The sequence below is a fragment of the Pseudomonas sp. MF08831 genome (assembly GCF_059862645.1).
This window is the reverse complement of sequence record NZ_JCBCUX010000015.1, coordinates 60,191-82,760: the sequence shown is the minus strand read 5'-3', so window position 1 is coordinate 82,760 and position 22,570 is coordinate 60,191. Positions and strand designations below refer to the sequence as shown.

The window sequence follows — 22,570 nt, the reverse complement described above, 5'->3', positions numbered from 1 at the left end:
GGAAGGGGACGACAGGAATGTCGGGATGGCGCCATTGTCCGCTTCGAGGCGTTTTCGATACAGACGCAGATAGCAAAGAAAAAACCGTATCAGATGGCCCCGCGACTGCCCGGTAGCAGGCCTGGAAGGCACACTGTTTTCTCAAGATCAGGCACGCGGCGGCGTCCAACAGCGCCGCCGGTGCAACCGCACGCTCAGGCACCACGCTTGGGGAATGCCGGGGGACAGCGTCTGCATTTGCCCCTAAGATAGCGCCCACTGCATCAACAATAAGAGTGGGCCAACCCTCGATGGAAAGACGCCAATTCAGCGGTGGCATGCAAGGCAAGAACCTGCGCTACCTGAATGACACCCCCCAGCAGTCGCCGCCGGTTACCCGTGTGGGTTTTTTGCTGCTCGAACACTTCTCCCTGCCCGCATTCACCCAGACCCTGGACACGCTCATCACCGCCAACCTGTTGCGTCCCGAACTGTTTGCCACCCGTACGTTCGGTTGCGGCGACGGCGAGGTCATCAGCGACCTGGGCCTGGTCATCCGTCCCGATGCGCGCCTGGACGTGTCGGCGTTGCCGCAGTTGGACTTGTTGGTGGTGTGCGGCGGTTTTCGTACCGAACTCAAGGCCGATGACGAATTCAGCCACTTGTTACGCAGCGCCGCCGAACAGGCTGTCGCCCTTGCCGGGTTGTGGAACGGCGCCTGGTTTCTCGGCCGTGCCGGCCTGCTGCAGGGCTATCGCTGCGCCATTCACCCGGAACATCGCCCGGCGCTGGCGGAGGTCTCCAAGGCCGCCCAAGTGACCAGCGAGCCCTATGTGATCGACCGTGACCGCCTGACGGCCTCCAGCCCCTCAGGCGCGTTTCACATGGCCCTGGACTGGATCAAGGGCCTGCACGGCAAGGCGCTGGTCGAGGGCATTGAAGACATTCTGGCGTTTGAGGAGTCGCGTTACCGACGCATCAAACCCACGGAAAATGTCTGCGTCAGTGCGCCGCTGCGTGAAGTGGTGAAGCTGATGGACGCCAACCTTGAAGAACCGCTGGAACTCGACCAACTGGCCGTTTACGCCGGCCGCTCGCGCCGTCAGCTGGAACGGCTGTTCAAGGAACAATTGGGTACCACGCCGCAGCGCTATTACATGGAACTGCGGGTAACCGAGGCGCGGCGCTTGTTGCAGCACACCGAACTGTCCCAGGTGGACGTGCTGGTGGCGTGCGGTTTTGTCTCGCCGAGCCATTTCAGCAAATGTTACAGCGCGTATTTCGGCTATCGCCCCTCCAAGGAGAAGCGGCTGGTCAAGTAGGCTGCGCGCGTTGATTTTCTATTTGGACGATGTTTTATCAAGGAGTACCTATGCCTATAACACTGCCAGACCGCTACCGCGGCAGCTTGCTTGGGCTGGCCTGTGGCGACGCGGTCGGCACCACGGTTGAGTTCATGCCCCGCGGCACATTTGCCGCCGTGACGGACATGGTCGGAGGCGGGCCGTTCAGCCTGAAGCCTGGCCAGTGGACCGACGACACATCGATGGCCCTGTGCCTGGCCGAAAGCCTGCTGAGCAAGGGCGGCTTTGACGCGAAGGATCAGATGGGCCGGTACCTGAACTGGTGGCAGTGGGGCTATTTGAGTGCCACGGGGGACTGCTTTGATATCGGCGTGACCGTGCGCGAGGCCCTGGCGGCTTTCCAGCAGCATGGCGACCCGTTTGCGGGTTCTACGCACCCGTATTCGGCCGGCAATGGCTCGATGATGCGCCTCGCGCCTGTGGTGTTGTTCTTCTTCCCGGACTGGCAACGTGTGCGCACATTTGCCATCGACAGTTCACGCACAACCCACGCAGCCCCGGAGGCCATCGAGTGCTGTGTGGTACTCGCGCAGGCGCTTTGCAATGCCTTGGGCGGGATGCCCAAAGACGACGTATTGCGCGTCTCGGACGCTGCGCTGACGGCGCCCAAAGTGCTGGCCATCGCCGCCGGCGAATACCGTGACAAGTCGCGTGGCGAGATTGTCGGTTCCGGCTATTCGGTTGCCTCGCTGGAAGCCGCGTTCTGGTGCTTTCACCACACCGACAGCTTTGCCGATGCCGTGCTCGCCGCTGCAAACCTGGGTGACGATGCGGACACCACGGCCGCCATCGTGGGTCAGTTGGCGGGCGCCCACTATGGCGTCCAAGGCATTCCCGCAGGCTGGCTGGAAAAAGTATGGATGCGCGCTGAGATTCAGCAGATGGCGGATGCCTTATCAGACGCCTCCAGGGCCGGCCACTGAGGCCCGCACCCGGCAGCGTTGCTCAGAATCGCCCCAGTCGGTAGGGCGCAAGCGTGGGCAGCTCTGACAGCGAGGGGTGTGCGGCGGCCAGTTGCGCCACGATCTCTGCCGTCACCGCTGCCTGCGTCAGGCCCAAATGCTGGTGCCCGAACGCGAGCAGCACCTTACCGTCGCACAGCCGATCAATGATCGGCAATGAGTCGGGCAGGGAAGGGCGAAATCCCATCCAGGCGGTCGCGTCCTGCGCGTTCAGGTCCTGACGAAACAAGCCTTGGCTCAGCCGGTGCAATTGCCAGGCACGTTGCATATTCGCCGGGCGCTTGAGCCCTGCGAACTCGACGGTGCCGGCCAGGCGCAAGCCATCGGTCATGGGCGTCATGATGAACTTGCGCTCAAACGAGGTGACGGCAAACGGCAGGCGGTTCTGTTCCGTTGGCAGCATCAAGTGATAGCCGCGTTCGGTGTCCAGTGGCACTGTTTTACCCGTGAGTGCCGCGGTGAGTCTGGCCGAATGGGCACCGCAGGCGATCAATACCTGGCGCGCGGCGACGACGCCTTGATCGGTCATCAGCGACACGCCGGCGCCATCCACCCGCCCATCCAGCACGCGCTGCTGCACAAACTGCACGCCACTGGCCTTGGCGGCGCTCACCAGTTCGCAGACCACGGTGTACGGGTCAATAAAATGCCCAGTGCCGGGGAAAAACAGGCCGCCTCGGATAGCCTCGCTCAGTTGCGGCGCCACCTGGCGTATCGCCTCACCTGGCCAGAATTCCACTGCCACGTTTTGCTGCTGCATGCGCAGGCGCAATGCATTGATCGCCTCAGCTGACGCGGCGCGTTCAAACACCAGCAAGGAGCCGTCTGGGCGCAGCAACTGTGGCCGGTCAATGCTCTGCAACAACCGTTGCCACGCCGCCAGGCTGGCTTCATTCAGCGCGCGAATACCTGCGACCGTGCGCCGGTAGCTCGCCGGGCGCAGGTTCAGCAACAGGCGCACAAACCAGGGCAGGGCGCGCGGCAGGTATTTCCAGTCCAGGCTCAGCGGGCCCCTGGGGTCCATCAGCATCGCCGGCAGGCGCTTGAGGATCGACACGTCGGCAATCGGAAACACCTGCTCGGTCGCCAGGTGCCCGGCGTTGCCATAGGAGGCGCCCATTCCGGGCGGCTGCGGGTCGATGACCACCACGCGCCGGCCTTGACGCGCCAATTGCAACGCGCAAGCCACGCCGATTATCCCGGCGCCGATGACCACGGTGTCCGCGGTATTGGAGTCGGACATGGCCTAGGCCTCTCTCTTACCGTCGAGCAAACGCCTTAACTGCAACGGGTTGCCCTGTTGCAGCGCGCGAGGCAACAAGCCATCGGGGAAGTCCTGGTAACACACCGGGCGCAAAAACCGCAGGATCGCCGCCGTGCCCACCGAGGTGCTGCGTGAGTCCGAGGTGGCAGGGAAGGGCCCGCCGTGGACCATGGCGTCACACACCTCCACACCCGTGGGCCAGCCGTTGACCAGCAAGCGCCCGGCCTTGCGTTCAAGCACCGGCAGCAAGGCTTTGGCACTTGCAACGTCGCCATCATCCAAGTGGAGTGTGGCCGTCAGTTGGCCTTCCAAGTGTTCCGAGACCTGGCGCACTTCATCTTCGCTGGCGCACACCACCACCAGCGATGCGGCGCCGAAGATTTCTGCTTGCAGGTGCTGATTGCGCAAAAAATCATGGGCCGGGGTGACGAACACGTGCGCCTGCCCCTGGTTGGGGCCGTCGGCCGCCCGACCTTTTGCCGCAATCCGGGCATGTTCGGCCAGCGTACTCACGCCGGTTTGGTAGGCGTGAAAAATACCCGGCGTCAGCATGGTCTGGGCCGCGCAACCGCGCAGCAACTGCGTTGCGGTGGCGATGAACGCATCCAATGCGCTGCCTGCGACGGCAATCACCAACCCAGGGTTGGTACAAAATTGCCCGGCGCCCTGAGTCAACGACGCGACAAAACCCTGCGCCAACGCTTCGCCACGTGCCTGCAACGCGGCAGGAAACAGATACACCGGGTTGATCGAACTCATTTCGGCATACACCGGGATCGGCTCCGGCCGCGCCTGCGCCGCCTGGGTCAACGCGATACCAGCGTTGCGCGAACCGGTAAAGCCCACGGCCTTGATGCGCGGGTCGGTGACCAGCGCCATGCCGATGTCCGTGCCTGCGCCGTAAAGCAGTGAAAACACCCCGTCGGGCAAACCGCAGGCCTTCACCGCCTGGGCCACCGTGCGTCCGACCAGTTCACTGGTGCCGGGATGGGCACCATGTGCCTTGACGACTACCGGGCAGCCGGCCGCCAGGGCCGAAGCGGTATCACCGCCCGCCACCGAGAACGCCAAGGGGAAATTGCTCGCGCCAAACACGGCCACCGGGCCCAGTGGCACCTGCCGTTGACGCAGGTCTGGACGTGGCAACGGCTGGCGCTCGGGCTGCGCGGTGTCCACACGCACGCCCAGCCATTCACCGGCGCGCACGGTGCGCGCAAAGGTACGCAACTGCGCGCAGGTGCGGCCTCGTTCGCCCTGGATGCGCGGGCGCGGCAGGCCCGTTTCGGCCATGGCGCGTTCGATCAACTCATCGCCGAGGGCTTCGATAGCGTCGGCAATGACGTCCAGAAAGCTGGCGCGCTCGGCCAGCGAGGTTTCGCGATACGTGTCGAACGCAGCCCACGCCAGGGCGCACGCCTGCTCGACATGCTCACGACCGCCGCCGGCGTAAGCCGGTTCCAGCGGCGCGTCGGTGGCGGGGTTGATGGCCCGAATCGCTTCGCGATGGCCGGAAATGGCTTGCTGACCGATCAGCATCTTGCCCGTCAGAGTCATGGGGTCGTCCTGGAAAAATGAGGGTTGGCCGCTGTGAGAAGCACAGCGGCGCGCAAGGGCTCAGGCGAGGTTCTGTTCGGCGGACCAATTGGCATACCACTGGCGGAACAGCGCGTATTGGTGCTCGGCATAATGGCGCTGCGCATCACTGAGCACGTCGGTTTCATTAAAGTGCAGGGCGTAACCGTGGTCACCGTTAAGCACCATCAGATGTTTGTAATACAGCACCAGGTCGCAGCCTTCGTCGAAGGAGGACAGCACGCCCAGCGCCGCTTCCAGTTCGCGGGCCAGGCGCCGCGCCTTGGCGTCACCTTTGGCGGCTTGCTTGCTCAGGGCCACCAGTTGCAGCACTTCACGTGGCAGCGCATTGCCGATGCCGGTGATGGCGCCGGTGGCGTTGCAGTTGACGAAGCCGTGCACCACCTGGGTGTCGACGCCGACCATCAGGGTCACGTTATCGTCCTGGGAGGTGATGTTTTCAGCCGCGTAACGCAGGTCGGCAGCGCCGCCGAATTCCTTGAAACCGATGAGGTTGGGGTGTTCGCGGCGCAGTTCGAAGAACAGGTCGGCGCGGGTGGCAAAACCGTAGTACGGGCTGTTGTAGATCACCGCCGGCAGGTTTGGCGCGGCATTGAGAATGGCCGAGAAGTGCGCCTTTTGCGCGGTCGCCGACGCACCGCGTGACAGCACGCGCGGGATCACCATCAGGCCATGGGCACCGACGTTGGCCGCGTGCGCTGCGTGGGCCACGGCCTCACGGCTGTTCACCGCGCCCGTGCCGACAATGGTCGGTACACCGGCACCCACCAGGCGCGCCACACCTTCCTGGCGCTGGGCTTCGGTGAGCAACGGCCAGTCACCCATGGAGCCGCAGTACACCACGGCGCTCATGCCGATATCGACCAGTTCGCGCCCCTTGGCCACCAGGGCGTCGAAGTCCGGCTTGCGCTCACGCGTGCACGGGGTCATCAGCGCGGGGATGCAACCGGTGAAAATGTTGTCGCTCATTGTTTTAACTCCTTGCAGCGTTCAGTAAAAATCAGGGCTCAGATGCCCCAGGCGAAAGGGTCCTGCGCGTCGATCAGCAGGGTGCTGTCGGCGGTCATGTAGGCGCGGCCGGTGATAAAGGGGCGTACGCGCTCGCCGTCCCATTCATAACGGCCTTCGAATTGGCTGCCGGTGATGCTGGCTTGCACCCAGGTCGCACCGGGCGCGAGCTTGCCGTCGGCGGCCAGGCACGCGAGCTTGGCGCTGGTGCCGGTGCCGCACGGCGAGCGGTCGTAGGCTTTGCCGGGGCACATGACGAAATTGCGGCTGTCGGCGTTGGCGTCGTCTGCGAACAGTTCGACATGGTCGATCAGCGCGCCATCGGCGCCGTGGATGCCTTGGTTTTCCAAAGCCTTGAGCATCGTCCAGGTGTAGTCGGTGAGGGCATCGACGTTGCCCATCTCAAGCGTTTGCCCGTGCTGCGAGACCAGGAAAAACCAGTTGCCGCCCCAGGCAATGTCGCCGTGGACCACGCCATGGCCCGGCACGTCCACCGCCACGTGGTGGCGATGGCGATAGGCGGGCACGTTGCGCAGGGTCACGGCGCCGTCCTCGTGCAGGGTGGCCGTTACAGGGCCAACCGGCGTGTCGATGCTGTGAACGCCGGGCTCGATGCGGCCCAAGTGGTGCAACGAGGCGACCAGCCCGATGGTGCCGTGGCCGCACATGCCGAGGTAGCCGGTGTTGTTGAAGAAGATCACCCCGCACGTCGCACCCGCAGTGACCGGCTCGCAGTACAGCGCGCCGACCAGTACATCATTGCCTCGCGGTTCCAGCAGGCAGGCGCGGCGCCATCGGTCGTGCTCGGTGCGCAGGTTCTGCAGTTGCTCGGCGATGCTGCTGCCTGTCAATGAGGGAAAGCCGTCCAGCACCAGGCGCGTGGGTTCGCCGCCGGTATGGGAGTCGATCACGTGCAACCGTTTCATAAAACGCTCCATTCAGTGGGAGGCCGGGGACAAGGGTGCGCTGTGCCGGGGTTGGCTGACGGCTTCGCTTTCGTCGTCTTCGTGTTCCAGGCGCACAAGGTGGGCAGGCACGCCGGTGGCCGCGCCCCAGTAATAAATGCCCAAGGCGCAGGCCGCGACGATCAGCGTGTCAAACGGGTGGCTGAGCACGCCGAGGCCACCAAAGCTGCCGAGTTTGGAGAGCAGGAGGGTCGCCGCGTAAAAGCCGATCAGCCACGCCGACGAGCGCACTTGCTGCTTGATGTTCAGGTGCGCGGTCGGCACCCAGCGTGCGCACAGCAGGTACACCCCAAACATCAGGATTTGCAGGCCGAGCAGCCACGACACGGTGCTCCAGCCGGACCAGTACACAATCAGCGCGGCGATGATGAACGACAGCGGGCCGAGTACCGCCATGCCCTTGACCCGAAATGGCCGTGGCATGCCCGGTGCATTGCGGCGCAGCGCGGCGACGGTCACCGGGGCGACGGCGTAGCTCAGGATCAGCGCGGCCGACACCACATTGATCAGCGCTTCCCAGGATGGGAACGGCAGGGTCCAGAACACCGACAGGCCAAAGGTCAGCCACAGCGCCGGGCGCGGAATGCCGGATTTCTCGTCAATGCGCGTGAAGATCTTGAAGAACGTGCCGGTCTGCGCCCAGCCATACACCACGCGCGGCGTGGCATTCATGTAGATATTGCCGCAGCCGCTGGGCGAGATCACCGCGTCCGCCACCACCAGGTACGCCAGCCAGCCCACACCCAGCGCCAGGGCGATATCGCGATAAGGCAGCGCGAGTTCCTTGCTGATCCCCGCCCAACCGTTGGCGAGCATCTCGGTGGGCACGCCGCCGAGGAACGCGGTTTGCAGCAGCACATAGATCGCCGTCGAGAGCAGCACGGAGAGGATCAACGCGATCGGGATTGTGCGTTGCGGGTGCTTCACTTCACTGGCCACCGAGATGATCGGCGTCAGGCCCAGATAGGCAAAAATCACGCCGCCGGCCGACACCGCCATCTCAATGCCCGACAGGCCGAACGGGGCAAAACCCTGGGCCTGGAAGTTCGCCGGTTTAAAGAAGGTGAACAGCACGCCAATCACCAGCAGCGGCACGATGAACTTGAACACACTCACCAGGTTATTGGCGATGGCGAAGGTCTTCACACTGCGGTAATTAAGCACAAAGAACAGGCACAGCAGGGCCAATTGCATCAGCCAGCCCAAGGGGGTGGGGTCGCTGGAGCCGGCCTTGGTCAGCCCGGGAAACCAGGCAGCGGCGTATTGGCGCGAGGCAACCACTTCAATCGCCACCAGGCTTGAAAACGCAATCAGCGTGATAAAACCCATCAGGTAGCCCAACAGCGGGCCGTGGGAATACACCGGGTAACGCACCACCCCGCCGGCACGGGGCAGGGCAGCGCCGAGTTCGCAATAGACGATGCCCAGCAGCAGCACGGCGAACCCACCGATCAGCCAGGAAAAAATTCCGGCCGGCCCGGCGATGGCCGAGACGTGACTGGCCGCAAACAGCCAGCCCGAACCGAAGATGGCGCCCAGCCCGATGAAGGTCAGGTCCATCAATGAAAGTTGTTTCTTGAACTTGCCTTGAGCAGACATGGCGGCGCCTTCTTGTGAGTTATTGGATAGGCAGGTAGTGGCGCTATCCTGAACGCATCAAGGGCGTGGCGATTGATGTTTTGCGCCTGCGTGGATGACGAATTGGGCACAGTTGGCCGCGCTCGACAGTCACATCGGCATGCGGCAATCTGCTCGAAAACAGGGGAGTCCAGTTCATGCTGCCGAGCGCATTTGCGAGCCTTTTTCAGGCCAATCGTCCCCACGACATGCAGCAGCTATTGGCCGGGGTGGCGCAGCTGTTGCCGATGCTCGACGTGATCCCCAATGCCGCGATCTTCATCAAGGACATCGAGGCGCGCTACGTGCTCGCCAACCACACGCTGGTGCAGCGCTGCGGCCTCAAGCAGCTGCAACCGCTACTGGGCAAGACCAGTGCGCAGGTGTTCCCCGCGCAACTGGGGCCGGGCTATACCGAACAGGATCGGCGCGTGCTGGAACAGGGCTTTGTACTTGAGGATCAGCTGGAACTGCACCTGTATGGCACGCGCGAACCCGGCTGGTGCCTGACGCACAAATGGCCGCTGTACAGCGATGTCAACCAGATCATCGGCCTGGCGGGCATCTCCGTCGACTTGCAGTCAGCCAGCGAAACGCACCCGGCGTATCAGCGCCTGGCCGCCGTCGACGCGCACATCCGCACGCATTTCAACCGGCGCGTCAGCCTCGGTGAACTGACGCGCATCGCCGGCATTTCCGTGGCGCAGCTGGAGCGCTACTGCAAACGCGTGTTCCACCTGACGCCACGGCAGATGATCCAGAAAGTGCGTCTGGAACACGCGCACCGGTTGCTGCATACCGAACTGCCGATCACCGAGGTCGCGCTGCAATGCGGCTACACCGACCACAGCGCGTTCACTCGCCAGTTCAAGGCATTGACCGGCTTTACGCCGAGGCAGTATCGGCAGGCGCCTCGCTACCGGCCACCGGCTTCCAGTGGGGCAGCGGCGTGAGGTAGTGCAGGTCGAATCGGCGCTCGACAAAGGCCCAACGCCCACCCCGACGTTCGAGCCGGTCGTGGTAATGGCCGCTGATTTGCACCTGCCCCAGCTCACGGTGTAACACCATGCAATCCACGGCGGCCTGGGCGGTGGCCGTTTCACCCTCCAGCTCGATCAGCGTATTGGCCATCCAGTGATGCATGTGGGGCATGTGCGCCCAGTTCTGGTGAGCGGAGTCGACAATCGCGTCGACACCCACGAAGTGGCCGAACGCAGCGCCCAACGCCAGCACGGCATCTGCATGCCAGATACTGCGCAGCAACGCTTCATCGCGACGATCAAAGGCGTGTGCGTACTCGGCGATCAGACGTTGAATCGCCATGTGGCTTTCGAGGTTATCCAGGCGCGCGCTCAATGCTTGAAGGCTCATGCTGTTGGCTCCTGATGGGTGGGGAAATCGGTACTCAGGCTGAGTTCCAGCCACGCGGCGGTTTCCTTGGCGACCGCGGCCAGCTTGGCATTGACCACGCTCAGCGCGTCGGCGCCGGCGATAAACCGCAGCGGCGGCACCGGCTCATTGACCAGGCGCACCAGGGCGTTGCCCAGGCGTGCCGGATCGCCGGGCTGTTGGTGGTTGCGCGCGGCGAACACGGCCAGCGCGTTGGCCCGGTAGTCGTCGTAGTCGGGAATGCTGCCGCTGGCCAGCTTCAGCGCGCGCGGGTCGAGGAAGTCGGTGCGAAAGGCGCCGGGCTCGACCACGGTGAGGCGAATACCGAGGCTGGCGATCTCTTGCGCCAGCGACTCAGAGAAACCCTCGAGGGCAAATTTGCTGGCGGAGTACATCGACGCACCGGCCACCCCTTTGAAGCCGCCATTGGACGACATGTTCAGGATGTGCCCGCTGCGCTGCTCACGCAGGGTCGGCAGGGCTGCACGTGTCACGTTGAAGGTGCCCAGTACGTTGGTGGCGAACTGGCGCTCGACGGCGTCGATTTCCTCGAAAGGCCCGAACTGGCCATACCCGGCGTTATTGACCAGCACGTCGAGGCGGCCAAAGCGCGCGATACACGCGCTGACGGCGGCATGTGCCTGGGCCTGGTCACGAATATCCAGATGCAGGCTCAAGACCTGGTCGCCGCAGGCGCCGAAGACGTCGTGCAAGCGCGCAAGGTCAAGGTCGGTTGCCACCACTTGGTCGCCCGCTGCCAGCGCGGCGTGCGCAATACCTTTGCCAATGCCGCTGGCACTGCCAGTAATCAGCCAGACCTTGCTCATAGCACCATGTCCTGTTCAATCCACTCCAGGACCGATGCGTGGATGGGCGCCCAACCCAACTCCTGGCGTGCGCGTTTGGCCGTGACCCGGCTGTTGGTGCCGAAGGTGTAGTGCGCGTGCAAATAGCCCCAGCGTTCGGTCGCTTGCTCCACGCTCCAGAACCCCAGCGGTTCGAGCTTGAGGCGACGGGCTAGCGCCTGGCCGATCTCAAGGAACGACGCCTCGCCGTTTTCGACAAAGTAGAACGCGCCGGCCGGGGCGTTTTGCAGGGCCAGCAGGTAAAGCTCGGCGACATCGTGGATGTGCACGTTGGACCAGCGATTGACGCCAGTGCCGACCACGCGCACCACGCCACTTTCCTGAGCCTGAGTGATCAGCCAGGGAATCTGCACGCTTTGCGTGTGCACGCCGGTGCCGGTGCCATAAATGCTGCTGGGGCAAATCACCACCGCGCGAATGTTTTGCGCGGCGGCGCCGAGCACTGTGAGCTCTATGTCGCGGCGCGGTTGTTTGGAGGCGGCCACCACGAAGGTGCTGTCTTCATCAAATACGGCAGGGTTGACGGCTATACCCTGGGCATCGTCGCCGATCACGCTGGAGCCGCTGGTGTGCAGGAACGGTTTGCCCGAGCCTGCCAGCGCCTGGATGAAGGTCTGCACGGCGCCGAGATGGTCGCTGTCAGCCGTGTGAATGACGCCGTCGGCGGCGCGCGCTTCCTTGGCCAGCAGTGCCAGGTCATCGAGGTTGCCGATGACCGGTTCGATGCCCAATGCCTGCACCTGGCGCGCTTTTTCTTCATCGCGCACCAGGCCTCGAATGGCGTAGCCGGCGTTGATCAGTCGCAGGGCGACGGTGCCCCCGACATACCCATTGGCGCCTGTCAGAAATATGCTCATGAATGCCTCGCTGATAGGTGGATCAAGTCAGCGTGCAATCTAGCGGTTGCCTGAGGCCGGAATAAGTGGGATAGGTGTCAGATCAGTAGTGACAGTTTTGTCATGAATGGCTCAACGATTAAGGACGTTCATGGACAGTTTTGGGGGCATGGCGGTGTTCGTGCAGGCTGGCGAAGTCGGCAGTTTCGTCGGTGCAGGGCGGAACCTGGGTATCTCGGCCTCGGCGGTCAGCAAAAGCATTGCGCGGCTGGAAGCGAAGCTTGGCGTGCGGCTGTTTCACCGCAGTACTCGCAGCCTGACGCTGACGGCTGAGGGCACACGTTTTCTGCAACGGTGTCGGCGGGTCATTCAGGAGCTGGAAGCGGCAGGGGAGGAGTTACGCCAGACTGCCTCTTTGCCTCAGGGGCCTTTGCGGGTAAGCCTGCCGATGATCGGCAAGCCATTTCTGCCGGTGTTTGCCGACTTCCAGTTGCTGTACCCGGATATCCAGCTGGACCTGGAATTCACCGATCGCCTTGTGGACATCATCGGCGAAGGTTTTGATGCCGTGGTGCGCAGCGGCATGCCCAAGGACTCTGGCTTGTCGGCCCGTTGCCTGGGCCGTTACCGCATGCTCGCGGTCGGTTCGCCGGGGTACTTTGCCCGGCACGGTCTGCCAACACGGCCCCGCGATTTGCTTGAACACCGCTGCATTCACTTTCGCTTTCCCGACACGGGCAAGCTGCAGCGCTGGCTGATTCGAGAGCCTGAGCAACCTGAGCTGGAGCTGCCGCGCACGCTGATCAGCAACTCGGTGGAGGGCCGCGTGTGTTTTGCGCTCAAAGGCTTGGGGATTACGTACGCGGCAGACTTCATGGTCAGGGAATACCTGGCGTCGGGTGAGTTGTGCGCGGTGCTGGAGCCGTATAGCGAGGAGACCAGCACCTTCAACCTGTTGTGGCCGTCCGGCAGCCAGGTGCCGCTCAAGCTGCGTGTGCTGATTGATTTTCTTAGCCGTCGAATCGGGTTTCTGTCTTAGCCCAACAGTATCAATGCAACGAATCGCCCTCGTGGCCGCTCCTATGCTTACGAATAACCTTTTCACGCACACAGGTAACGGGCTTATGACGGCGGCGGACAACGATCATGTGAACTGGCTGGTTGAGCAATCGATGCTGCACGCGGCGCGCCAGCGCGCCAAGCTTTATTCGGGGCAAGGGCGGTTGTGGCAGCAGCCGTATGCGCATACCCGGCCGCGTGATGCGTCAGCCTTGTCGTCGGTGTGGTTTACCGCGTACCCGGCCTCGATTGTAACCCGTGAAAACGGCACGGTCCTGGAGGCGCTGGGGGACGAAAGCTTGTGGCACGCGTTGTCGAAGATCGGCATCCAGGGCATTCACAACGGCCCACTGAAAAAATCCGGCGGGCTTTCCGGCACGCGGCATACACCGACCATCGACGGCAATTTTGACCGCATCAGTTTTGAAATCGACCCGCAACTGGGCACCGAGGCACAGTTGCAAGCCCTGACACGCATGGCCGCTGCGCACAACGCGGTGATCATCGACGACGTGATCCCATCCCACACCGGCAAAGGCGCGGACTTCCGCCTGGCCGAGATGGCGTATGAGGACTATCCCGGGCTCTACCACATGGTAGAAATCCGCGAAGAAGACTGGCCGATGTTGCCCGACGTCGCCGATGGCCGGGACGCGCAGAACCTCAGCCCCGCGCAGGTGGATGCGCTACGCGACAAGCATTACATCGTCGGCCAGTTGCAGCGGGTGATTTTCTTCGAGCCCGGCGTGAAGGAAACCGATTGGAGTGCTACCCCGGTGGTGGTCGGCGTGGATGGCAAGCCGCGCCGTTGGGTCTACCTGCATTACTTCAAAGAAGGGCAGCCGTCGCTGAACTGGCTGGACCCTTCGTTTGCCGCGCAGCAAATGATCATCGGCGACGCCCTGCATGCGATTGACGTGATGGGCGCCAAGATCCTGCGCCTGGATGCCAACGGCTTCTTGGGGGTGGAGCGCAAGCTTGAAGGCGGCGCCTGGTCAGAGAGCCATCCGCTGTCGATTACCGGCAACCAGTTGCTCGGCGGCGCGATTCGCAAGGCCGGGGGGTTCAGCTTTCAGGAGCTTAACCTCACGGTGGATGACATCGCCGCCATGTCACACGGCGGCGCGGACCTGTCCTATGACTTCATCACCCGCCCGGCGTATCAGCACGCGTTGCTGATGGGCGACACCGAGTTTCTGCGCCTGATGCTGCGCGAGATGCACAGCCAGGGCATCGACCCAGGCTCCTTGATTCATGCGTTGCAGAACCATGATGAGCTGACTCTGGAACTGGTGCATTTCTGGACCTTGCACGCCCACGACAATTACCTCTATCAGGGCCAGACTTTCCCCGGCAACATTTTGCGTGAGCATATCCGCGAACAGATGTACGAACGCCTGGCCGGCGAACATGCGCCGTATAACCTCAAATTCGTCACCAACGGCGTGTCCTGCACCACCGCCAGCATCATTACCGCAGCGCTGGGTATTCGTGACCTGGAGGCGATTACGCCGACTGACATCGAGCAGATCCGGCAGATCCATTTGTTGTTGGTGATGTACAACGCCATGCAGCCTGGGGTGTTTGCCTTGTCGGGTTGGGACCTGGTTGGCGCACTGCCGTTGGCAGCCGATGAAGTCGCGCATTTGATGGCCGACGGCGATACCCGCTGGGTGCACCGTGGCGCCTACGACCTGGTGGACTTGAACCCCGAGGCCGAGCTGTCGGCGGGGCAGATGCCGCGCTCGAAAGCCCTGTACGGCAGCCTCAATCAGCAGTTGCAGGACCCGCAGTCGTTTGCCTCGCAGCTGCAAAAAATCCTCGCGGTGCGCAGTGCCTATGGCATCGCCGCCAGCCGGCAGATTCTGGTGCCGGACGTCGAGCATCCCGGCTTGCTGATCATGGTCCACGAGTTGCCGGCCGGGAAGGGCACGCAGATTACCGCGCTCAACTTTGGCGGCAGCGCGATCACTGAAACCCTGCACCTGCCCAATATCGCGCCGGGGCCGGTGGTGGACATCATCAATGAACGGGTTGAGGGCGACCTCACTGCCGAGGGTGAATTCACCATCACGCTGGATGCCTACGAGGGCCTGGCGCTGCGCGTTGTCAGTCATTCGCCGATGGTTTGAGTGCCGACAGGGCTGATTGACGCATCGATCAAGTGCCGCATTAACGCGGCGTTTGAGCGTGAGGCTTGCGATGAACTGCATCCTCTGCGTCTCGCTGGCGCAAACCCTCTGTAATGCCTTGGGCCAGCAATGCGTTGGCCTGGCGCAGATTGCCTGGTTGCTGCGGGTGTGCCAGCCAAACGTCCATTTTCAGCTGAAAATCACTCAGCTCGACGGTGGTCAGCTCATCTGCGTGAGCACTGCTGGTTAACAGCGTTGCCGGAATTAGACCCAGCCCGAAACCGGCCGCGACCATGCGCATCTGCATCGCCGCGCCATGGGTGTCCAAGGCCAGTTTGAGCGTGTGGCCGTGTCCGCCCATGGCCGCTTCCAATGCCGCGCGATACCCGCAGCCTTTGGGGTTCAACACCCACTCGACGGCTGCCAGGTCGTTGATCGTGGCGGTCGGGGCCACCCGCGGTGTGCGCTTGCTCTGTACCACCCGAATGTCGAGTGTGGTGATCAGTTGCGCTTGCAGCGAGGCGGGTGGGCTATTGGCGGCGGGCAGCATCAGCGTGGCTGCATCCAGTTCGCCGAGGAGCAAGCTTTGCTCGAGCTCGGAACTCCAGTGGGTGACGATCTGCAGTTCGAGCCCGGGCAGCTGGTCGCGCATACGCGTGACCACCTCGAGCGCCACCGCGTCCGCGACGACCTGCGTCAATCCCACACGGAAGCGCCCGCTGGGTGGGGCATTTTCCTGGGGGATACTCAGCAGGTGCTCCGCGTCCTTGAGCAGCGCCACGGCTTTTTCGTAGACGCGACGCCCGATGGCAGTGGGCGAGGGCGGACGCGTCGAGCGATCGAATAATGCGTCGCCCAAGGTGTCTTCCAAGTGCTGAATGCGACGAGACACCGCCGACTGCGTCAGGCAAAGCGTTTGCGCTGCCTTGGTCAGTGACGCGCTATCGACCACGGTGACGAAGGCCTTCAAGTCTTGAAATAGCATGCGAAATACTCATCATCTTCTAGAAAATTATGCGCTTGATGAATCTTGTCGTCGCGACTAGCGTGGTACCACTGGCCGCCGGTGTGGATGGCCGCTCACCCTGTGAAGGATATGTTAATGCCTTTAGTCCGAATTGACCTCGCCGCCGACACCTCCACCGACACCGTAACCGCCATCGGTGAGGTGGTATATGCGGCGATGACCAGCGTTGCCAACGTGCCTGAGCACGATAAATTCCAGATCATCAACCGGCATGCCAAGGATGAACTGGTGTACCCGGCGGCCGGTTATCTGGGGATCACCTACACGCCCAGGATTGTGTTTATCCAGGTAACGTGGAACGCCGGGCGCAGCATTGAAGTGAAAAAGGCCTTTTATACATTTATCGCCGAAGGCATCCACGCCAGGACCGGGTTGCGCAAGGAAGACGTGTGGATCAGCCTGGTCGATGTGAAGCGCGAAGACTGGTCATTTGGTAACGGTGAAATGCAGTACGCGCCGACCGAGTGACCCAGGCACTAAAAAAGGGGCGACTCAGTCTGAGTCGCCCCTTTTTTTTATTCGGCGTTCAGCGCCTGCAGAAACGCTGTGTGTTGCAGGGTTTGCGAAAACATCGGCAAGGTGAACTGCTCGGCTGCGTGCTGTTGTTCTTCACTGAACGTCGCGGTGCAATCGGTCAAGGTCACCACGTCATAGCCCTTCTCGTAACCTGATCGAACCGTGCCTTCGACGCAGCAGTTGGTCAAAAAGCCTGCGACGACCAGGTTCTTGATGCCATTGTTGCGCAGGACCAAATCCAGGCCGGTGGTGGCGAACGCATCCAGCCCGCGTTTGCCTTCAATCACAATATCGGCGGCTTCGCGCGTCAGCGCGTCGCTGATCTCGGCGCCCCAGGAGCCGGCGCGAAAGGCGCTGCCGTCGGCCACGCCCTTGAGGATGCCGTAGGAGCGCGTGGTCAGCTCAGGGTAGCCGGCGGCAAATTGGATCGGTAAGTGGATGATCTTCACGCCCAGCTTGCGTGCCTGCTCAATCGTGGTGGCGGTGTTTGCCAGCATGTTGGAGGTGTGCATGACGTCTTTGACGGCGTCATGGAACACTCCGCCGGGAGTGGTGAAGTCGTTCTGGTATTCAATCAACACAATCGCGGTTTTATGCGGGTGCATGGTCGCTCTCCGATCAATAGGGTTTATTCGTTGCTGCTGTCAACCAGGGCGACGCTGTAGGTCGCACCCTTCAAACGGTGTGCAGCGACCGCCTGATACGCGGGGCTGTCGTACCAGGCGCGCGCCGCCGCGGGGGTGGGGAACGCCAGGATTACTATACCTTCTGCCTGTGCGCCCTCGAGCGCGTGCGGCGTGCCCTTGACCACCAGGTCAATGGGGTGCCCGTCAAACGTATCGCGGACCTGGCTTTGGTACAGGTCCAGCTGTGACTGGTCGTGGGTACGTTCTTTGGTGAACACAATAAACGCGGTCATGTCAGTGGCTGCTTGGGGTAGGCGCATCGGGGGCAATAAAGCCCTGGTCTTTCAGCGCTTGCCAAAATTCGCGCGGGACGCGGGCCTTGATTGCCTGCGTGTCTTCGGTAATACGCGAAGGCCGACTTGCGCCAGGGATGACGGCGGCGACCAGCGGGTTGGCCAGCACAAATTGCAACGCTGCTGCCTTGATATCGACGTGGTAGTGCTGGGCGATCGCGTGGATTTTCGCCACCTTGTCGAGCATGGCGGCAGAGGCAGGTTGGTACTCGAAGTGCTTGCCGCCGACCAGCACGCCGGAGCTGTAAGGGCCGCCCGCGACAAACTCGGCGCCTTTGGCCTGAGCTTTGGTGAACAGGCGTTGCAGCGGCTGCTCATGATCCAGCAGCGTGTAGCGACCGGCGAGCAGGAAACCGTCGGGCTGAACCTCCTCCAGATCCAGCAGCAGTTCGCAAGGCTCAACGCGGTTAACGCCCAGCCCCCAGGCCTGAATCACACCTTCTTCTTTGAGACGCGACAGCGCCTTGAAGGCGCCTTTGCGGGCAATGTTGAAGTGTTCGATCCACTCATCACCATGGGTGTCCTGGGCCACGTCGTGCACAAATACGATATCCAGGCGGTCGGTGCCCAAACGCTGCAGGCTGCTTTCGATGGAACGCAAAGTGGCATCGGCCGAGTAGTCGCTGAGCATCTTGTTCGGGTTGCCCCGGCTGAACGGGCCGGAGCCTGCGTTTGCGTGCACTTCGTCAGACACCAGGCGGCCGACTTTGGTGGAAAGGGTGTACGCATCCCGAGGGTGATGGGCCAACGCCTTGCCCAGGCGAGTCTCGGACAGCCCGGCGCCGTACAGCGGCGCGGTGTCAAAGAAACGGATGCCTTGAGCCCAGGCGGCGGCGACGGTGGCGGCTGCCTCGTCTTCATCAATGGCGCGGAACATGTTGCCCAGCGGCGCCGTGCCGAAGCCCAGTTGCCCGATAATGTTGTCTTTCAAACTCATTGCATCACCTCGGCCTCATCAGGCCTTTAATCGTAGGTCAAGCACGACGGTTGGGTCGTGTTCGTTGAGGAATTTCTCAAGCGAGAGTGAAGATACATGACTGTAAACATCTATTAAATAGATTCTATATAAAATCTATTAGGGTTTTTTTGAGTGTTCAAGCGTGAGTGAGGTTTGCCTGGCTGCTGATCGGTCTGGCGCAAACAGGCTGGTTATTGCGATGCTAACGGCCTACACGGTCATGACCCGCCCACATCGAATTCATGGAGAAATATCGATGCAATCGCTGCCCATCCCGCCGTCCATCGTCGGGCACACGCTTGAGTTACGCCCTTTGGACAGCGCAGATTTCGAAGCCCTGTACCGCGTCGCAGCCGATCCGTTGCTCTGGGCTCAGCACCCGAGCCCAACCCGCTATCAAGCGCCGGTATTTCGTGAGTGGTTTGACCAGGCATTGACGTCACAGAGCGTTGTGGTGGTGATCGACCGTGCCAGCAACGCGTTGATAGGCAGTTCTCGCTACTACGACTTCAGTGAAGAAAAACGTGAGGTTGCGATTGGGTACACATTTTTAGCCCGCGAAAAATGGGGCGGCGCAGCGAATGGGGAACTCAAGCGCCTGATGCTCGACCACGCATTTCGCTGGGTCGACACCGTGTGGTTCCATATCGGCGCTCAGAACATTCGTTCACAACGGGCCATGGAGAAAATCGGCGGAAGGTTGTCGCATTCCGCGACGAAGGATGTCGCCGGGCGCACCCAAGAGAACCTTTTTTATAAAGTTGAGCGTGATGCGTTTGTGGGTAACCAGTTGTAGTGGATCAGGATGCGAGTGTGATTGTCGGTCGGCAGGATGCGGGGGGATTTGCGGAGGGCAAAAAAGAGAAGGAACGGCAGCTGTGATTCGATCTCCAACAGAGACCTGCGTGCACAATTGCTTTGAAGCGTTGATCGTTGATCGTTGATCGAGAGAGTGAATTTACTTCCCGAAAAATGTAGAGGTGCCACCTCTAATACATCAGTTTTCGACACCGGCGATGCATTGGGAAAATATCCTTCCTGGGCGGCTTCGATGCCGCAAATGCTAAATTGCCGCCCAATCAAAGAGGCGACGACATGCGGATTTTGATAGCGGCGGTAGGGGTTCAGGAGCTTCAAGATGAGATTCGCAACAACACTCTGGGAATGGTATGGGGAGGGGGAGCACAAGCGGGTGCTCGCCGTTTGTGAAACGTTTCCTGCCCTGGAATTTTTGGCGATGAGTGCCGATGAGCAGCGAGGAGCTATTGCGTCTTGCCCTGCCTGTGAAGCCTGGTCAATGACAATGCTGCCGTTGAACGATACGTTGGTCGTCTGTGGCACAGCAATGCCCAGCGAAGTTACAAGCAATCTCTACAACCTCTGGCAACTCTGCAGCAACCTGCCTGAACACGCTTTTCGTTGTGGCGACTGGATGTTATTCGATCATCAAGAATGGCAGCCCATTCGTGATTCCGCCCAGAACCTGCTTGGTCTAATGGAGTGCCTGGAAATACAGCCTTACCTGGACGACCTTACAGTTGATTGTCGCAACGAGGTAAATGGGTGCATCGTTGCCAATTTTAAGCGTACATAACAGCCGTCAATGCCCAGCCCCGCGCTGGGCTTTTTGCATCTGGCGAAAGCATACGTATAAGAAAGGCGCTCCGTAGAGCGCGTTATAGCTACTTGATCCAGGCTTACTTTAACGGAAAGGTAGCCATGAATGCTGTCCCACTTTCAATGGTTGAACTAACCGAAACCGTGCCGCCGTGTGCCTTCACGATTTCGCGAACAATGAAAAGCCCCAATCCAACGCTGCGGCTGTCTTGCGCAAGATTGACACCACGGGTCATCGGACTGAAGACCGTGGCCAGAAAGTCTGGAGGAATCGGTATACCCCAGTTGTGCACCACCAACTCGAAACCTTGCTCTGTAATGGAGGAGGTTACTGTCACCGGGCGATCCACCGCTCCGTACGTAACAGCATTGGAAATAAGGTTGCCTGCAAGCTGCGTAAGCCTATCGCTGTCAGCCATGCATAGACCCTGGCCATTGATTGAATGCAGAAACTCTCGTTTGGGATAAACGATTCGAAGCTGCTCGACAGCCGCAGCGATCAGCAGGTGTAGGTCGATAGTCGTTTTTGTTACCCCAATACCGCGCCCTATTCTGGCCTGCGTGAAATCCAACAAATCGTTGATAAGCCTGCGTGCCCTTTGCGCCGCTTCCTGAGTGTGCCGAACCAATTGTTGCTGCTTAGGGGACAGATCATTGCGCTCAAGCACCTCGGTGGCCATTGAGATCACCGAGAGGGGATTACGCAGATCGTGACTCACTATCCCAATCATTTGCTCAGAGAACAGAGCACGGTCTTCTGCTGCTGCCTGCTCCCGTTTTACGTCTGTAATGTCATGAAGAATACCGACAAACTGAACGAGCTTGTTATTTGGGTCGAATGCCGCACGCCCAGTGGAGAGTACCGTGCGCTGAACGCCATCAACGCCGTTCAATCTATAAGTGCAGCGATACTCCTGAGCAACCGATCCGAGAGCCGCCGAAAATAACTCGGCCTCTCTTGGGCGGTCATTAGGGTCTATTAGGTCTGAGTACACTGAGGCCGAAACATCCTGGTTTGACGGATAACCGAGCAATTGCGCCACGCTGTTATCGTAACGACGCTCAAGTGTCACCGGGTCGACGTCCCAAACGTGCATTTTGGCCGACTCCAGAGCAACCCGCAGCCTGGCATCGGCAACCGACAAATCCCGCTGAAGCGCCAGGTGAGCTTCGAGCGATTCCTCAGCTTGCCGTTTGGAAATCAGCACTTCCTGCTCGAATCGATGCCGCTCGATCACTACAAAAGCGCAAACCTCATCGAAAATGCCTCCAAGGTGCTCCCGCCTTGTTGCGTTGAGAATCATGGGTAATTTTTTACCCTCAGACGTCGCAAACTCAAGCTTTACCTCGCAGATGGAACGCTGCATCTCAAGCAAAGGCATCCAGTGAGTTTGATGGAAAATCCGTCCTCCGATAGTCAGCAACTCTTGAAGTTTACGTCGGCCAACCAACTGATCTTTGGAGTACCCCAGCCACTCGCAGAAGGTGGCATTTGCCCGAAGGATTAAACCGGCCTTGCTGGTGATAATGAGGGCGCAGGGAGCGTGCTCGTAAAGCAAGTCGGCATCAGGGAGTGGGTCGTCATTAGCCCCCATGAGCAATTCGACCCTGAACGCTTGCAATGAAGCTTTGGATCGCATTGATGCATAGATCAGGAGCACTCAGGTGCGGGCAATGCCCCACGTTTTCTATCACCTCAAGACGATTATCCGGGATCACCTTGTTGAGGTAACGACCGACTTCGACAGGTGCAATGATGTCGTCGGAGGACTGAATAATCAGCGCCGGCGCCAGTAACTTGGCCACGTCATTGCGGTTATCAGATAGGAAAGTCACCCTGGCGAATCGCTTCGCAATATCAGGGTCTGTCTGGCAGAAGCTATTGGTTAATTCGACACCAAGATGGGGCTGTCCAGGCGCGCCCATGATGGCGGGGGCCATGGAACTCGACCAGCCAAGGTAGTTGCTTTCCAACGTCTCCAGAAGTGAGTCGATGTCCTCCCTGCTGAAACCACCAAAATATTCACCATCGTTGATATACGACGGTGAAGGCCCAACCATGACATGCGCCCCAAATAGGTCAGGACGCTTATTGGCGGCGATTACGCCAGCCATAGCGCTGACAGAATGCCCGACAAATATGACCGGGCAGTCCGCAAACTCCTCAATAATCTCCACGATGTCTTGCGCGTACCCTTTTAATGATGAGTACCTCACAACCTCGTAGGCTGAGAGGTCTGACTTCCCACAGCCTACGACGTCGAAAAGAATCGTCCGAAAGTTTTCGCGGAATGCCGGCTCGACCAGTCTCCACATATTTTGATCACACCCAAAACCATGCGCAAACACTAGAGTGGCAGGGCCTGAACCGTGGACGCGTACATTGTTGCGAATTAGGACAGACATTTAAGCCTCCTGCGCTGATCACACATGGAATTT

23 protein-coding genes are annotated in these 22,570 nt (G+C 60.8%); 8 read left to right on the top strand and 15 right to left on the bottom strand.

Annotated elements, in window-relative coordinates; all coding sequences use genetic code 11:
• Window positions 1-317 precede the first annotated feature (317 nt).
• Window positions 318-1,301: a GlxA family transcriptional regulator gene (locus tag AC19YS_RS25875; protein WP_106579100.1), complete on the top strand. Its 984-nt coding sequence runs from the start codon at window positions 318-320 to the stop codon at window positions 1,299-1,301.
• Between the two features lie 50 nt (window positions 1,302-1,351).
• The gene (locus tag AC19YS_RS25870) at window positions 1,352-2,266 is read left to right on the top strand and encodes an ADP-ribosylglycohydrolase family protein (protein ID WP_500602953.1); all 915 of its coding nucleotides are present in this window, start codon (window positions 1,352-1,354) and stop codon (window positions 2,264-2,266) included.
• Between the two features lie 22 nt (window positions 2,267-2,288).
• On the opposite strand, the gene AC19YS_RS25865 is transcribed toward AC19YS_RS25870, so the two are convergent.
• The 5 genes from AC19YS_RS25865 to AC19YS_RS25845 are packed head-to-tail and all read right to left on the bottom strand — an operon-like array spanning window position 2,289 to window position 8,734.
• Window positions 2,289-3,548 (bottom strand): NAD(P)/FAD-dependent oxidoreductase, encoded by a 1,260-nt coding sequence (locus tag AC19YS_RS25865; RefSeq protein ID WP_500602952.1) that lies wholly within the window; start codon window positions 3,546-3,548, stop codon window positions 2,289-2,291.
• 3 nt (window positions 3,549-3,551) lie between these two features.
• The gene (locus AC19YS_RS25860; RefSeq protein WP_500602951.1) at window positions 3,552-5,123 is read right to left on the bottom strand and encodes an aldehyde dehydrogenase (NADP(+)); all 1,572 of its coding nucleotides are present in this window, start codon (window positions 5,121-5,123) and stop codon (window positions 3,552-3,554) included.
• Window positions 5,124-5,183: 60 nt separating this feature from the next.
• Window positions 5,184-6,131: a dihydrodipicolinate synthase family protein gene (locus AC19YS_RS25855; RefSeq protein ID WP_500602950.1), complete on the bottom strand. Its 948-nt coding sequence runs from the start codon at window positions 6,129-6,131 to the stop codon at window positions 5,184-5,186.
• Window positions 6,132-6,169: 38 nt separating this feature from the next.
• Complete coding sequence (locus AC19YS_RS25850; RefSeq protein ID WP_200625465.1) at window positions 6,170-7,096, bottom strand: 4-hydroxyproline epimerase; 927 nt, start codon at window positions 7,094-7,096, stop codon at window positions 6,170-6,172.
• A gap of 12 nt (window positions 7,097-7,108) precedes the next feature.
• Window positions 7,109-8,734, bottom strand: coding sequence for an APC family permease (locus AC19YS_RS25845; RefSeq protein ID WP_500602948.1), 1,626 nt, complete (start codon window positions 8,732-8,734; stop codon window positions 7,109-7,111).
• Between the two features lie 176 nt (window positions 8,735-8,910).
• Here AC19YS_RS25845 and AC19YS_RS25840 point away from each other — a divergent pair, with 176 nt between their 5' ends.
• A complete protein-coding gene (locus AC19YS_RS25840) occupies window positions 8,911-9,705 on the top strand; it encodes an AraC family transcriptional regulator (protein WP_169366848.1) in 795 nt (264 codons plus the stop codon).
• Here the strand turns inward: AC19YS_RS25840 and AC19YS_RS25835 are convergent.
• From AC19YS_RS25835 to AC19YS_RS25825, 3 genes are read right to left on the bottom strand one after another with little or no spacing between them, the layout of a single operon-like run.
• On the bottom strand, window positions 9,638-10,123 hold the full coding sequence (locus AC19YS_RS25835) for a nuclear transport factor 2 family protein (RefSeq protein ID WP_124417549.1): 486 nt from the start codon (window positions 10,121-10,123) through the stop codon (window positions 9,638-9,640). The two genes, AC19YS_RS25840 and AC19YS_RS25835, sit on opposite strands and share 68 nt — an antisense overlap.
• Window positions 10,120-10,968 carry an SDR family NAD(P)-dependent oxidoreductase gene (locus tag AC19YS_RS25830; RefSeq protein ID WP_500602947.1) on the bottom strand — a complete coding sequence of 283 codons (849 nt, stop codon included), beginning with the start codon at window positions 10,966-10,968 and terminating at the stop codon, window positions 10,120-10,122. The genes AC19YS_RS25835 and AC19YS_RS25830 overlap by 4 nt, the downstream gene beginning before the upstream one ends.
• The gene (locus tag AC19YS_RS25825) at window positions 10,965-11,864 is read right to left on the bottom strand and encodes an NAD-dependent epimerase/dehydratase family protein (protein ID WP_500602946.1); all 900 of its coding nucleotides are present in this window, start codon (window positions 11,862-11,864) and stop codon (window positions 10,965-10,967) included. The genes AC19YS_RS25830 and AC19YS_RS25825 overlap by 4 nt, the downstream gene beginning before the upstream one ends.
• A 130-nt stretch (window positions 11,865-11,994) precedes the next feature.
• Between AC19YS_RS25825 and AC19YS_RS25820 the strand changes: the two genes are divergently transcribed.
• Together AC19YS_RS25820 and treS are read left to right on the top strand one after the other, a co-directional pair.
• A complete protein-coding gene (locus AC19YS_RS25820; RefSeq protein ID WP_500602945.1) occupies window positions 11,995-12,882 on the top strand; it encodes a LysR family transcriptional regulator in 888 nt (295 codons plus the stop codon).
• Window positions 12,883-12,967: 85 nt separating this feature from the next.
• Window positions 12,968-15,034, top strand: a complete 2,067-nt coding sequence (gene treS / locus AC19YS_RS25815) for a maltose alpha-D-glucosyltransferase (RefSeq protein ID WP_500602943.1) — start codon at window positions 12,968-12,970, stop codon at window positions 15,032-15,034.
• Window positions 15,035-15,074: 40 nt separating this feature from the next.
• Here treS and AC19YS_RS25810 read toward each other — a convergent pair whose 3' ends face one another.
• Entirely contained in the window at window positions 15,075-16,019 is a 945-nt protein-coding gene (locus AC19YS_RS25810) for a LysR family transcriptional regulator (protein ID WP_500602941.1), read from the bottom strand.
• A gap of 117 nt (window positions 16,020-16,136) precedes the next feature.
• Between AC19YS_RS25810 and AC19YS_RS25805 the strand changes: the two genes are divergently transcribed.
• On the top strand, window positions 16,137-16,529 hold the full coding sequence (locus tag AC19YS_RS25805) for a tautomerase family protein (protein WP_106579114.1): 393 nt from the start codon (window positions 16,137-16,139) through the stop codon (window positions 16,527-16,529).
• Window positions 16,530-16,576: 47 nt separating this feature from the next.
• Here AC19YS_RS25805 and AC19YS_RS25800 read toward each other — a convergent pair whose 3' ends face one another.
• The 3 genes from AC19YS_RS25800 to AC19YS_RS25790 are packed head-to-tail and all read right to left on the bottom strand — an operon-like array spanning window position 16,577 to window position 18,493.
• Window positions 16,577-17,182 carry a cysteine hydrolase family protein gene (locus AC19YS_RS25800; protein ID WP_500602940.1) on the bottom strand — a complete coding sequence of 202 codons (606 nt, stop codon included), beginning with the start codon at window positions 17,180-17,182 and terminating at the stop codon, window positions 16,577-16,579.
• Between the two features lie 23 nt (window positions 17,183-17,205).
• Window positions 17,206-17,496, bottom strand: a complete 291-nt coding sequence (locus tag AC19YS_RS25795; RefSeq protein WP_500602939.1) for a DUF1330 domain-containing protein — start codon at window positions 17,494-17,496, stop codon at window positions 17,206-17,208.
• Between the two features lies 1 nt (window position 17,497).
• Window positions 17,498-18,493 carry an aldo/keto reductase gene (locus tag AC19YS_RS25790; RefSeq protein WP_500602938.1) on the bottom strand — a complete coding sequence of 332 codons (996 nt, stop codon included), beginning with the start codon at window positions 18,491-18,493 and terminating at the stop codon, window positions 17,498-17,500.
• 277 nt (window positions 18,494-18,770) lie between these two features.
• Here AC19YS_RS25790 and AC19YS_RS25785 point away from each other — a divergent pair, with 277 nt between their 5' ends.
• A complete protein-coding gene (locus AC19YS_RS25785) occupies window positions 18,771-19,310 on the top strand; it encodes a GNAT family N-acetyltransferase (RefSeq protein ID WP_119740238.1) in 540 nt (179 codons plus the stop codon).
• Here the strand turns inward: AC19YS_RS25785 and AC19YS_RS25780 are convergent.
• Entirely contained in the window at window positions 19,268-19,651 is a 384-nt protein-coding gene (locus tag AC19YS_RS25780; protein ID WP_500602937.1) for a hypothetical protein, read from the bottom strand. The two genes, AC19YS_RS25785 and AC19YS_RS25780, sit on opposite strands and share 43 nt — an antisense overlap.
• A 1-nt stretch (window position 19,652) precedes the next feature.
• Here AC19YS_RS25780 and AC19YS_RS25775 point away from each other — a divergent pair, with 1 nt between their 5' ends.
• Entirely contained in the window at window positions 19,653-20,108 is a 456-nt protein-coding gene (locus AC19YS_RS25775; RefSeq protein ID WP_500602936.1) for a hypothetical protein, read from the top strand.
• A 103-nt stretch (window positions 20,109-20,211) separates the two neighbouring features.
• Here the strand turns inward: AC19YS_RS25775 and AC19YS_RS25770 are convergent, their stop codons facing one another.
• Window positions 20,212-21,726, bottom strand: coding sequence for a sensor histidine kinase (locus AC19YS_RS25770; RefSeq protein ID WP_214246829.1), 1,515 nt, complete (start codon window positions 21,724-21,726; stop codon window positions 20,212-20,214).
• Window positions 21,716-22,537, bottom strand: coding sequence for an alpha/beta fold hydrolase (locus AC19YS_RS25765; RefSeq protein ID WP_200625272.1), 822 nt, complete (start codon window positions 22,535-22,537; stop codon window positions 21,716-21,718). Before AC19YS_RS25765 ends, AC19YS_RS25770 begins: the two co-directional genes overlap by 11 nt.
• Window positions 22,538-22,570 lie beyond the last annotated feature (33 nt).